Here is an 11,793-nt window from a genome sequence, read left to right on the forward strand (position 1 = left end):
CGTCGTCAGAGCAGCTTGTCCAGCGTGATCGGCAGGTCCCGGATCCGCTTGCCGGTCGCGTGATAGACGGCGTTCGCGACCGCGGCCGCCACGCCGGTCATGCCGACCTCGCCCAGGCCGATGATGCCCAGGGGCATCGTCTTGTCCGGTTCGTCGAGCCAGTCGACGTCGATCGGGGGGATGTCGGCGTGCACGGGCACGTAGTAGGAGTCGAGCCCGGCACTCATGGTGCGCCCGTTGCGGGGATCGATCAGGCTCTGCTCCGACAGCGCCATGCCGATGCCCATGACCACGGCCCCGCGGAGCTGGCTGGCCGCGGTCTTGGGGTTGATGACGCGGCCGACGTCGAACATGCCGAGCCAGCGCGAGATCCGCAGTTCGCCGGTGTCGGCGTTCACCCGCACCTCACAGAACTGCGCGCCGCGGGCGGCCTTGGACCAGCGCTGGTCCTTGAGGAAGGTGGTCAGGAAGCGGCTCTGACTGCCCAGCGCGCCGAACCTGGTGGCCGACCCGACCGACGCCTCGATGAACGGGCGCCGCGCCGCACGCAGGGCGGCCGCCGGTTCCTGACCGGTCGTGCCCGTACGCCGGGCCAGGGCACTCACCTTCCGGGTCAGCTCGGCGCACGCGGCGAGGACGCTGGTGGCCACCGTCGCCGTCTGGTTGGAGTTGCCGGCCATCGGTCCGGACGGCAGGGCCGAATCGCCGTACTCGACACGGACCTTCTCGTAGGCGATGCCGAGCGCGTCCGCGGCGATCTGTGCCTGTACGGTCGCGGCGCCCATGCCCATCTCGTGGAAACCGCACTGCACGAGGGCGCTGCCGTCGTCGCTCAGCCGCACCTTGACGTCGGCGACCAGGCGCAGGGTCGGGTGATAGGCGGTGGCCGTGCCCATCCCTACGAGCCACTCGCCGTCACGCATGGAGCGAGGTTCCGGGTTACGGTCCGCCCAGCCGAAGCGTTCGGCGCCCCTCTCGAAGGCTTCACGCTGCATCCGCTGGGAGAACTTCTTGCCGTCCGTCGGATCCTTTGTGGGCTCGTTGCGCAGCCGCAGGGCGATCGGGTCCATGGACAGCTCGTAGGCGAGTTCGTCCATCGCCGATTCCAGTACGAAGCTGCCGATCGCCTCGCCGGGGGCGCGCAGCCAGGTGTTGGGCATCAGATCCATCGGTACGAGGTTCTGCCCGGTCAGCATGTTCTCGGCGCCGTAGAGGTGCCGGGCCGGCGAGTTGGTCGCCTCAAGCAGGCCTCCGGCCGAGCCGGTGCGGGTGATGCTGTCCTGGATCAGCGAGGTGAGCCGGCCGTCGCGGGTGGCGCCGAGCGCGATCCGGTTGGTCGAGGCGGTACGCCCACCGGTGGCACGGTTGACGGCCGTGCGGCTCAGTGCCAGGCGCACGGGCCGCCCGACAGCCTTGGCCGCCATCGCCGCGATGACCGTGCCGGGCCAGACGGCGAACTTCCCGCCGAAGCCGCCTCCCAGGAACTCGGCACGGACACGGACGTGGGACGCCGGCACACCGAACCGCCAGGCCAGGTAGTGGCGGCTCTGGTCCATGGCCTGCGTGGTGTCGTGCACGGTGAGGTGGTCACCGTCCCAGACGGCGACCGTCGCGTGCGGCTCGATCGCGTTGTGCTGCAGGCCGGGTGTGGTGTAGCGCAGGTCGACCGAAACTTCCGCGGCGGCCAGCGCCTTCTCGGCGTCACCCTTCTTCGTGTGGCCGGCGAAGGTGAGGTCGCCCTTCGCCGGGGTGGCGTTCTTCTGCTCGGCGGCGAAGTCCACCCGGGCGGGCAGCGGGTCGTACGTCACTTCGACGAGCGGGGCGGCCTCGTTCGCCGCGGCCGAGGTCTTGGCGACCACGACGGCGATCGGCTGACCGTCCCAGAAGACCTGATCCGTGTTGAGGTAGTCGAGGCTGGTCCCCGACACGCTCGGTCCCAGGTCCCGCACGATGTTGTGGTTGCGTACCGAGCGGATCCTCGGTGCGTTGAGGTGGGTGAGGACCGCAACGACGCCGGGCACCGCGGCCGCCGCGGTCGTGTCGATGCCGGTGATCGTGCCCCGGGCGACGGTGGCGTGGACCAGCGTCGCGTACGTGAGGTTCGGGTAGTGGTGCTCGGCGGAGAACCGCACCGCCCCGGTCACCTTCGCGTGGCCGTCCCGGCGGTCCACCGGCCGTCCGACCGCGCCCCCGACGGGTACGGAAGCGTCCACGCCGGGCTCGGAGCCTGTCCTGGTGTGTGTGGTCACGATGCGCTCCGCTCGGCGTTGAGTGTCCGCAGCACGGCCACGACCGTCCGCTGGGCCAGGTCGATCTTGAAGGCGTTGCCGGACTGAGGCAGGGCGGGAGCGAGTTCGGCGGCGGCGGCGCGGGCGAAGTTCTCGTCGGTGGCTTCGGCGCCGAGCAGCAGCTCTTCCGCGATGCGTGCCCGCCACGGCTTGGTCGCGACGCCGCCGAGCGCGAGGCGGACCTCGGCGACCCGGCCGTCCTCGACGGCCAGCGCGGCGGCGACGGAGACGAGGGCGAAGGCGTACGACGCGCGGTCGCGGACCTTGCGGTAGCGCGAGTGCGCTGCGGCTGGCACGGGCGGCAGCTCGACGGCCGTGATCAGCTCGTCGGCGGCCAGCGCCGTCTCGATGTGGGGGGTGTCGCCGGGCAGCGCGTGGAAGTCGGCGACCGGGATACGCCGGATGCCGTGCACGCTTTCGACCTCGACGACCGCGTCGAGCATCACCAGCGCCACCGCCATGTCCGAGGGATGCGTCGCGATGCAGTGCTCGCTCGCCCCCAGCACCGCGCTGCCGCGGGAGAACCCGCCGATCGCGTCACAGCCGCTGCCGGGTGCGCGTTTGTTGCACGCCGAGGTCTCGTCGTAGAAGTACATGCAGCGGGTGCGCTGCAGCAGGTTCCCGCCCACGGTCGCCATGTTCCGCAGCTGGGCGGACGCTCCCAGCAGGATGGCCTTGGCCAGCACCGGATAACGGGTCCTGATCAGCGGGTCCGCCGCGAGACGGCTGTTGGTCACCAGCGCGCCGACGCGGAGGGTGCCGTCCGGGAGTTCCTCGATCCCGGTCAGCGGCAGACGGGTGATGTCGACGACCGTCGCCGGGTGCTCGATGCCCTCCCGCATCAGGTCGACGAGGTTCGTCCCGCCCGCGAGGAACTTCACGTCGTCGCTGTCCGCGATCGTGCGCAGCGCCGTGGCCGTGTCCGGTGCGCTGAGGTAGGAGAACGGCTTCACTTCGCGACCTCCTTGATCGCCGCGACGATGCCGTTGTACGCGCCGCAACGGCACAGGTTGCCGCTCATCCGCTCCCGGATCTCCGTCTCGTCCAGCTCTCCGCCGGTGTCGGCGAGGTGCTCGGTCGCCGCGCTGGGCGCGCCTTCCTTGTGCTCGGCGAGCATGCCGATCGCCGAGCAGATCTGGCCCGGCGTGCAGTAGCCGCACTGAAAACCGTCCGCACGGACGAACGCCTCCTGCAGCGGGTGGTCGACCCCTTCGATGGTCGTGATCTCACGGCCCTGGTACTGCACTGCCAGTGCGAGGCAGGCGTTGATCCGCCGGCCGTCGGCCAGCACCGTGCAGGCGCCGCACGCGCCCTGGTCGCAACCCTTTTTGGTACCGGTCAGGCCCAGATACTCGCGCAGCGCGTCGAGCAGGCTCACCTGTGGCGCGACGTCCAGCTTCTGGGCGGACCCGTTGATCCGCAGCTCGATCTCCACCGTTGTCATTCCTCCGGTTCGCCCGTGGGCTCTTGAGGGGGGCGCCATCAGGCACATAGGCCAGGACCAGAGGGACTCCGCTCCGCGGACTTCAGAAACCGCCGACCGGGGAGCCGAATCATGAGAGGAGGTCCATGATCTAAAACAGGAACGTAGCAGTTAGACCGATTACTCGCATCACCCTTGTCGCAACTTTACATTCCCACGCAACAGCATTGATGCAAATCAGTACAAATCCGCAGGTCAGGCGTATGGTCTTCGGTGCATCACGAATCGACAACGGGAGTGGATAGGTCATGGGCCGACCCCTGCGGGCCGATGCCGCGCGCAGTGTGCGCGCGATCCTGGAGGCGGCCGAGCAGGTCCTGGCAGAAGACCCCAGCGCCTCCATGGAGCAGATCGCCGAGCAGGCGGGCGTGGCAAGGACGACGGTGCACCGGCGGTTCGCCAACCGCCAGGCCCTCATCGAGGCCCTCGGCGCCTCGGCGAAGCGGCAGCTCATGGAGTGCGTGGACGACGCCCACATGGACACCGCCCCACCACTGGTGGCACTGCACCGCGTCACAGCGAACGTACTGCGGATCAAGAGCGTCTGGCGGTTCACCCTCGGCCACCCCCTCGCCGACACCCCCCTCACGGCGGAGATCTGGTCCGAGATCAACGCCGGCGCCCTCGAGTTCTTCGCCCGGGCCCAGCGTGAAGGGCTCCTCGCCCCGGACACGGACCTCATGTGGGCGCTGCGGGCCTACTACGCCCTCGTCGACGAGGCCCAGCACGGAGGCGGCGCGGATCGCGACCCGGACCAGGTCCGGCAGAACGCGGACGCACTGGCCACACTCGTCGTCGACACGTTTCTGCGCGGCGTGGGACCCCACGGCTGAACCGCCTGGCCGGCAGTCCCGTCTCGTCTTGCCCTCCGCCGCCGGCCGGACGATCGTGGACAGTGCCCCGACACGAGGCAGAAGGACCAGGTGCGCCATGCCTCGCACCGACGGGCCGCCCGGCCGACGCGCACGGCAGCCGGACAAGGCCCACGCCGACGAGTCCGTGACCATAGCGGTGACGGACGGGGACGCGCGCGTGGCCTACTGGAGTCGCGAGGCCCAGGAGCTTCTGGGATACACCTCTGTGGAGATCATCGGTCGGCCCTTGGACGATCTGCTCGGCGCCGACGGTGCGACGTTGCGGCATCGCGACGGCAGTGTTCTGGAAGCGAAGGTCCACCTGAGCCCGTTGCTCGGGGCCGCACAGCAGCGCTTCCTCGTCACGACCGTTCCGTCACCGGGGACGGGGAATCTGCAGGACCTCATGTGGTGGCTGCTGGAACAGCAATCCCCGTCTCTGTCGATCTACGACCGTGATGCACGACTGCTGTGGGCCAACGAGGCCGCACGGCGGGCGGTGGGGTTCGTCCAGAGTGAAGTCCACGGCCGACGTCTGACCTAATTTCCTGCCCGGATCAGCGTTCGAGGAGGCCGAGCGCAGGATCCTCAGGGCCGGTGAGACCGGCGAGCCGGAATACACCGAACTGTTCGTCGCCCTCCCGCGTGAACCCAGGGCCCACGCCTGGGCCATGGACGTCTTCCCTCTCAAGGACGCGCACGGCCGGGTGCACGCGGTGGGCCTGGTGGGCAACGACTACTCCGAGCAGTACCACAGCCGCGAACGCATGGCCCTGCTCAGCGAGGCCAGGACCCGCATCGGCGCGAGCCTGGACGTGGCGGGAACCGCCCAGGAACTCGTCGACGTGACCGTGACGGACTCGCGCTTCGCCGACTTCGTCAGCGTCGATCTGCTGGAGGACGTCTTCCGCGGTGCCCTGCCCGGCCGCGGTGCCCGTACGGGACCCCTCGCGCTGCGACGGGCGGCGCATGGCGGCACTCGCCCCATCCCGCCCGACGCGGCCCCCGGCGTCGGCGAGACCCACACCCATCCGCGGTCGTCTCCCATCGTCCGCTGCCAGGTCACCGGCCGTACCGTGCTGGCCTATACGCACGACCCCGACATCGCGCGCTGGCTCGCCGAGGACCCCGTCCGGGCGGCGTACGCCCGCGCCCTCGGAACGCACTCCCTGCTGGCGGTACCCATCCGGGCCCGCGGCGCGATCCTCGGGGCTGCCCCCTTCCTCAGGCACGCGGCCTCTCCCGACCCTTTCAGCCCCGACGACCTGACCGTCATCGAGGACCTGGTGGCCAAGGTCGCCGTCTGCCTGGACAACGCCCGTCGCTTCATCCACGAGCGGAGTATCGCGCTGGCGCTCCAGCGGTCCCTGCTGCCGGGGAGGCCGGCCCTCCACCCTGCGGTGGAGACGGCGTCCCGTTATGTGCCTTCGGGCGGCAGTGCCGGGGTGGGCGGCGACTGGTTCGATGTGATCCCGCTCCCGGGCGCGCGCGTCGGCCTCGTAGTCGGCGACGCCGTCGGTCACGGCATCGGTGCCTAGGCCACCATGGGCCGTCTGCGCACAGCGGTGCGCACCCTCGCCGACATCGACCTGGCGCCCGACGAGCTCCTCACCCACCTCGACGACATCGTGACCCATTCCGGGCTCCCACAGGACGTCGATGACGCCGACGACGCCCCGGCGTCACAGATCCCGGGAGACGTCGGCGCCACCTGCCTGTACGCCGTCTACGACCCCGTCTCCCGCACGTGCTCGCTGGCCCGCGCCGGCCACCCGCCCCCGATCCTGGTCGGGCCGGACACAACGGCCCATGTCGTGGACCTGCCGGCCGGCCCTCCCCTCGGCCTGGGCAGCCTGCCCTTCGAGGCGTCGGAGTTCACGCTGCCCGAAAACAGCGTGCTGGCGCTGTTCACCGACGGCCTCATCGAAAGCCGCCGTCACGACCTCGACGAAGGCAACCGCAGCCTGTGCCGGGCACTCGCCCGGCCACAACCCTCGCTCGAAGCCCTCTGCGACACCGTCCTGGGCACCCAACACCCCGCAGCCGACGGAGACGACGTCGCCCTGCTGCTGATCCGCGCCCGGGCCCTCGGCCCGGAGAGCCTGGCTACCTGGGACCTACCCAGGGATCCCGCGATCGTGGCCGAGGCACGCAAACGCACCTGCGACCGTCTCACCGAGTGGGGGCTCGAGGAGGCCTCGTTCGTCACGGAACTCGTCGTCAGCGAATTGGTCACCAATGCCATCCGCTACGGCACCGGCCCGATCCGACTGCGGCTGATCAAGGACCGGACCCTCACCTGCGAGGTGTCCGACGGCAGCAGCACCAGCCCGCACCTGCGCAGGGCCCGGCTGAGCGACGAGGGCGGCCGCGGCCTGCTGCTGGTCGCCCAGCTCACCGAGCGGTGGGGCACACGCCATACGCGCACGGGCAAGACCATATGGGCCGAACAGGTCCTCCACACCGCCTGAGCGGACGCCTGCCTCGGAGCGCGACCAAGACCGGGCCACGAGAGCCAACCTCTCCCTCGGCGGCAGCTTCGTCTCGGACCGGGTCGAGGACTACTACGTCACCCCCTGGGACCTCGGCTACGGCCACATCCTCAAGTTCGACCACGACTTCATCGGCCGTGCGGCCCTGGAGGCGCAGCGCGGCCGGCAGCACCGCAGGAAGGCCTGGCTGTCCTGGCACCGCGACGACGTCGCCGGGATCTTCGCCAGCCAGTACGAGCCGGGCGAGCGCCGTTTCAAGCACATCGAGATGCCCGCGGCCTTCTACGCGGCCTCGCACTTCGACCGTGTCGAGCACAACGGCCACCTCATCGGCCTGTCGACCCTGTGCAGCTACACGTCCAACGTCCGTGGCTGGATCTCCGTCTGCATGATCGACGAAGACGAACTGGTGTACGGCCGGGAAGTCGAGTTGGTGTGGGGCGAGCCGAACGGCGGATCCGCCAACCCGACAGTGGAGCGTCACTCCCAGACGAGGATCCGCGCAACCCTCTCCCGCAGGCCTTTCGCCGGCGACAAGCACTGACCGCCCCCTGGCGCGAAGGGTCCGCGACGCGACACGGCGGGCCTTTCCGCCGTGTCGCGTCGCGGACCCGAACGCAGAGACGAGACACCCATGACCGACCTCGAACTACCGCTTGTCGCCCCTCGCGTCAGTGGGTTCGACGCCGAACGGGCCGAGAACGCGGTCCGCGAACTGCTCATCGCCGTCGGCGAGGACCCGGACCGCGAAGGGCTGCGCGCGACTCCGACGCGTGTGGCCCAGGCGTTCCGCGAACTCCTCGGCGGGTTGCGCCAAGAGCCGGAGGACGTGCTGACCACGACCTTCGAACTCAGTCACGACGAGATGGTGCTCGTCAAGGACATCGAGATCGTCAGCCTCTGTGAGCACCATCTCCTGCCGTTCCGCGGCACGGCCCACGTCGGCTATATCCCCGCCGATCACGGCAGAGTGACCGGGCTGTCCAAACTCGCCCGCCTGGTGGAGGTGTACGCACGCCGCCTGCAGGTCCAGGAACGGCTCACAGGGCAGATCGCCGACGCCCTGATGCGCATACTCGGCGCGCGCGGAGCGATCGTGGTCATCGAAGCGGAACACATGTGCATGTCGGCCCGCGGCATCCGCAAGCCCGGTGCCCGGACGACCACTTCGGCCGTACGCGGACAGCTGCGCAGGCCCGCGACGCGCGCGGAAGCGATGAGCCTGATCCTGGCACGCTGAACCGAACCCGGCTGTCCGCCGGCCGCCATGGGCGTCAAGCGGACAGCCGGCCGCGCTCCGCGGATAGCCGGCAGATTCCGGGGACCGTATTTTCTGAGCAGCCTTCCGCGCCTCCGCGAGCACACCAATACTCCGAAAAGGGCTGCAGGAAGCCGCCGGCGGAGCGTCCGCCCGCCCCGGGGGGAGGCTTCGGCGCATACGGGGGTACGGATCCACTCTCGGACGCTCTCCGCACTGCCGGAGAGCGCCGCCGCGTAGGGATCAGCCGGTTCGTACCCCGTTGACCCGCCCCTTCGACACCCCACAGGAGCACGCATGGCCACTACGGTCGACGCCGTCGTCGTCGGGTCCGGGGTGAACGGCCTGGTCGCCGCCGCCGAACTCGCGAAGGCCGGCTGGTCGGTCGCCCTCGTCGAGCGCGCGGACCGGCTGGGCGGCTTCATCGCCACCGAGGAACGTACCGTCCCCGGATACCTGCACGACACGTACTCCTCCTGGCACCCGCTGTTCGTCTCGGGCCCCGCGTACGCCGCGCTCGGCGCCGACCTGCACCGGCACGGCCTGCGCTACCTCAACGCCGAGGCGTTCGTCACCGGCACGGTCGCGGACGACGGCCGGGTGGTGCTGGCCCACCGTGATCCGGAGGTGACCGCAGGGGCGTTCACCCACTCGGAGGACGGCGCCGCCTACCTCGCGATGCTGCAGCGCTTCCTCGACAACGCCGACGCGATCGGGGGCTTCCTGGGCAGCGAACCGCGTTCGCCCCAGGTGCTGCGCCACGCGGTCAGGCTGCTGCGCCACGAGAGGCCGGCCGGCACGGAGGCCTGGCTGCGGGACACGGTCACCAGCGGTCGCTCCTACTGCCGCCGTGAGTTCCACGGGGACGAGGCGGATCTGCTGTGGGTGCCCTGGCTGCTGCACGCCGGGCTGTCGCCCGACCACGCCTCCGGCGCGCTCATGCTCCCGATCCTGGCCGCGACCGTGCACGGCTTCGGCCTGCCGGTGGTGGCGGGCGGGGCGGGCCGCTTCGTGGACGCGTTCCGGGCGCTGCTCGCCGAGCTGAAGGTGGACGTCCGTACCGGGCACGCGGTGGAGCGTGTCGTGGTGAACGGCGACGGGCGTGCCGTCGGCGTCGTCTGCGACGGTGAGACCCTGCCGGCCCGCCGCGCCGTCCTCGCCTCCGTCACCCCGTCCGCGCTGTACGGCGACTTGCTGCCCGCCGACGCCCGCGTCCCTTCCGCGGTCCGCGCGCAGGCCGGCCGGTTCCGGCACGGGCGAGCCGCGATGCAGATCCACGTCGCGCTCTCCGCGCCGCTGACCTGGAACGACGACCGCCTGGCCGACGTGCCGCTGCTCCATCTCAGCGACGGTTCGGCGAGCACGGCCATCGCCTGTGCCGAGGCGGAGGCGGGTCTGCTGCCGCGTCGGCCGACGGTCGTCGTGGGACAACAGCACGTGCTGGATCCCTCACGGGTTCCGGAGGGCGGCGCGGCACTCTGGCTGCAGCTCCAGGAGCTGCCTTTCGCGCCGACAGGGGACGCCGGGGAGGAACTCGACGTGACGGGCGGCTGGACGAAGGAGCTGGCGGAGGGGTACGTCCGCCGGGTGCTGGCCCGGGTCGCGCGGCACGCCCCCGACCTGCCGGACAAGCTGATCGCCTTCGACGCCGTCACGCCCACCGACCTGCCGGCGGCCAACCCCAACGCGGTCGCCGGTGATCCGTACGGCGGTTCGGCCGAGCTGGACCAGAATCTGCTGTGGCGCCCGTTGCCGGCCGCGTCCCGGCACGCGACACCGGTGCCCGGGCTGTGGCACATCGGCGCCTCGACGCACCCCGGCCCCGGTCTCGGCGGCGGATCCGGCCATCTCGCCGCCCAGCAACTGCTGCGCCGGGGCTGACGCTCGCGCGGGCACTGACACCGCCGACCGGCCGCAGGAAAACGCCCTGGCCGCCACCGGAGAGATGCTCGTCCTCCCGGGTGACGGCCAGGGCGGATGTCGTACGGCTACGAGCGCGCGGGGGCTCAGGTCGTGACGGGCCGGACGAGGCGTTCGTCGGGGATGACCGCGACGCCGAGGATCTCGATCAGGGCCTCGGGCTGCCACAGGCCGGTGGTGCCGATGCCGGCCATCGCGGGATAGACCGGCCCCGCGAGCTCGCGCCACGCCGCCCCGATCTCCCGGCCGTGCGCCTGGTAGTCGGGGATGTCGGTCAGGTAGAGCGTGATGCTCACCAAGTCCTCCGGGATGCCGCCGGCCTCCCGCAGCGTGGCGAGGACGTTACCGAACGCCTGCCGGAACTGTTCGACGATCCCACCGCTGACGATCTTCATGTCCTTGTCTAGAGCGGTCTGTCCGCCCAGGTAGAGCGTGTTGCCGCTGAGCGTCCCGTGCGAGTAGCCGCTGGGCTTGGGCAGGGACGCGGGGTTGACCGGAACCGGGGCCGAGTTGGTCGCCATGGAGAGCTCCTGCGAGGGCGTTGCCGGGTCTGTGCCGGGACTGTTCTGTCTGGCGCCACACCGTAGCATCTATTGACAGAGATATGACGCTCGCGGAAATAATGAAATATAGAGGAGGGGCACACAGCACCGAAGAGAGGGAAGAACCCATGCGTCTTTCGACCGTCGCCCACGCCACCGGTACCAGCGCCGCGGTACTCGACGGGAACACCTGGCGGGCGCTGCCGGCCGCCGACCTGTCGGCCCTGCTGGCGGCGGTGCCGGTCGAGCGGGCGGCCGACAGCGCCGGGGACGCGCTGGTCGACGCCGTTCCGGTGCTGCCGCTGCCGGCTCCGGGCAAGGTGATCTGCTGCGGGCTGAACTACGCCGACCACATCCGGGAGACGGGGCGCGAGCTGCCGTCGTACCCCACGCTCTTCCCGAAGTACGCGGACACGCTCACCGGGCCCGAGGCCGACATCGTGCTGCCGGCCGGCTTCCGGGTGGACTGGGAGGCCGAGCTGGCCGTCGTGGTCGGTGCCACCCTGCGCCGTGCCGACCGGGCGACCGCACTGGCCGGGATCGCCGGGTACACCGTGGCGAACGACATCTCGGTGCGCGACTGGCAGTACCGCACTCTTGAGTGGTTCCAGGGGAAGGCCTGGGACGCCTCCACCCCCGTCGGCCCCGTGGTCGTGACCCCGGACGAGGTCGACCCGGCGGCGGGCCTGGAGGTGGTCTGCCGGGTCAACGGCGAGCAGGTCCAGCGGGACACCACCAAGACGCTGGTGTTCGACGCCGCCGACCTGCTCGCGTACATCTCGACCTTCACCGTGCTGCGCCCCGGCGACCTCGTGCTGACCGGCACGCCCGGCGGCGTCGGAGTGGCCCGGGAACCCCAGCGCTTCCTCGCCGACGGCGACGTCGTGGAGACCGAGATCTCCGGCATCGGCACGCTGCGCAACACCGTGCGCTTCACCGGCTGACGCCCCACCCAT

At 70.7% G+C, this 11,793-nt stretch carries 9 protein-coding genes and 1 pseudogene; 6 read left to right on the forward strand and 4 right to left on the reverse strand.

The window, feature by feature from the left end:
• Positions 1–5 precede the first annotated feature (5 nt).
• The 3 genes from ACFZDK_RS26975 to ACFZDK_RS26985 are packed head-to-tail and all read right to left on the reverse strand — an operon-like array spanning position 6 to position 3,732.
• Entirely contained in the window at positions 6–2,249 is a 2,244-nt protein-coding gene (locus ACFZDK_RS26975) for a molybdopterin cofactor-binding domain-containing protein (RefSeq protein WP_390976283.1), read from the reverse strand.
• On the reverse strand, positions 2,246–3,241 hold the full coding sequence (locus tag ACFZDK_RS26980) for an FAD binding domain-containing protein (protein WP_390976285.1): 996 nt from the start codon (positions 3,239–3,241) through the stop codon (positions 2,246–2,248). The genes ACFZDK_RS26975 and ACFZDK_RS26980 overlap by 4 nt, the downstream gene beginning before the upstream one ends.
• Positions 3,238–3,732, reverse strand: coding sequence for a 2Fe-2S iron-sulfur cluster-binding protein (locus ACFZDK_RS26985; protein ID WP_390976287.1), 495 nt, complete (start codon positions 3,730–3,732; stop codon positions 3,238–3,240). The genes ACFZDK_RS26980 and ACFZDK_RS26985 overlap by 4 nt, the downstream gene beginning before the upstream one ends.
• Positions 3,733–4,019: 287 nt before the next feature.
• On the opposite strand from ACFZDK_RS26985, the gene ACFZDK_RS26990 reads away from it, so the two are divergent.
• The 5 genes and pseudogenes from ACFZDK_RS26990 (at position 4,020) to ACFZDK_RS27010 (ending at position 10,256) form a co-directional block, all read left to right on the forward strand.
• Positions 4,020–4,604: a TetR family transcriptional regulator gene (locus ACFZDK_RS26990; protein WP_390976289.1), complete on the forward strand. Its 585-nt coding sequence runs from the start codon at positions 4,020–4,022 to the stop codon at positions 4,602–4,604.
• A 97-nt stretch (positions 4,605–4,701) separates the two neighbouring features.
• Positions 4,702–7,096: pseudogene (locus ACFZDK_RS26995) on the forward strand (SpoIIE family protein phosphatase).
• 289 nt (positions 7,097–7,385) lie between these two features.
• On the forward strand, positions 7,386–7,661 hold the full coding sequence (locus ACFZDK_RS27000) for a hypothetical protein (protein WP_390976291.1): 276 nt from the start codon (positions 7,386–7,388) through the stop codon (positions 7,659–7,661).
• 90 nt (positions 7,662–7,751) lie between these two features.
• Positions 7,752–8,357: a GTP cyclohydrolase I FolE gene (folE, locus tag ACFZDK_RS27005; protein WP_390976292.1), complete on the forward strand. Its 606-nt coding sequence runs from the start codon at positions 7,752–7,754 to the stop codon at positions 8,355–8,357.
• Between the two features lie 315 nt (positions 8,358–8,672).
• Positions 8,673–10,256 (forward strand): FAD-dependent oxidoreductase, encoded by a 1,584-nt coding sequence (locus ACFZDK_RS27010; RefSeq protein WP_390976294.1) that lies wholly within the window; start codon positions 8,673–8,675, stop codon positions 10,254–10,256.
• 125 nt (positions 10,257–10,381) lie between these two features.
• Here ACFZDK_RS27010 and ACFZDK_RS27015 read toward each other — a convergent pair whose 3' ends face one another.
• The gene (locus ACFZDK_RS27015) at positions 10,382–10,816 is read right to left on the reverse strand and encodes a Rid family hydrolase (protein ID WP_390976296.1); all 435 of its coding nucleotides are present in this window, start codon (positions 10,814–10,816) and stop codon (positions 10,382–10,384) included.
• A 149-nt stretch (positions 10,817–10,965) separates the two neighbouring features.
• Here ACFZDK_RS27015 and ACFZDK_RS27020 point away from each other — a divergent pair, with 149 nt between their 5' ends.
• Positions 10,966–11,781, forward strand: a complete 816-nt coding sequence (locus ACFZDK_RS27020; RefSeq protein WP_390976298.1) for a fumarylacetoacetate hydrolase family protein — start codon at positions 10,966–10,968, stop codon at positions 11,779–11,781.
• Positions 11,782–11,793 lie beyond the last annotated feature (12 nt).

The sequence above is a fragment of the Streptomyces sp. NPDC007901 genome (genome assembly GCF_042959465.1).
Classification (GTDB): domain Bacteria; phylum Actinomycetota; class Actinomycetes; order Streptomycetales; family Streptomycetaceae; genus Streptomyces.

Coding starts and splice junctions, on each gene's coding strand:
- ACFZDK_RS26990 (WP_390976289.1), top strand. CDS start 4,020: ATGGGCCGACCCCTGCGGGCCGATGCCGCGCGCAGTGTGCGCGCGATC.
- ACFZDK_RS27015 (WP_390976296.1), bottom strand. CDS start 10,816: ATGGCGACCAACTCGGCCCCGGTTCCGGTCAACCCCGCGTCCCTGCCC.
- ACFZDK_RS27000 (WP_390976291.1), top strand. CDS start 7,386: ATGCCCGCGGCCTTCTACGCGGCCTCGCACTTCGACCGTGTCGAGCAC.
- ACFZDK_RS27020 (WP_390976298.1), top strand. CDS start 10,966: ATGCGTCTTTCGACCGTCGCCCACGCCACCGGTACCAGCGCCGCGGTA.
- folE (WP_390976292.1), top strand. CDS start 7,752: ATGACCGACCTCGAACTACCGCTTGTCGCCCCTCGCGTCAGTGGGTTC.
- ACFZDK_RS26985 (WP_390976287.1), bottom strand. CDS start 3,732: ATGACAACGGTGGAGATCGAGCTGCGGATCAACGGGTCCGCCCAGAAG.
- ACFZDK_RS27010 (WP_390976294.1), top strand. CDS start 8,673: ATGGCCACTACGGTCGACGCCGTCGTCGTCGGGTCCGGGGTGAACGGC.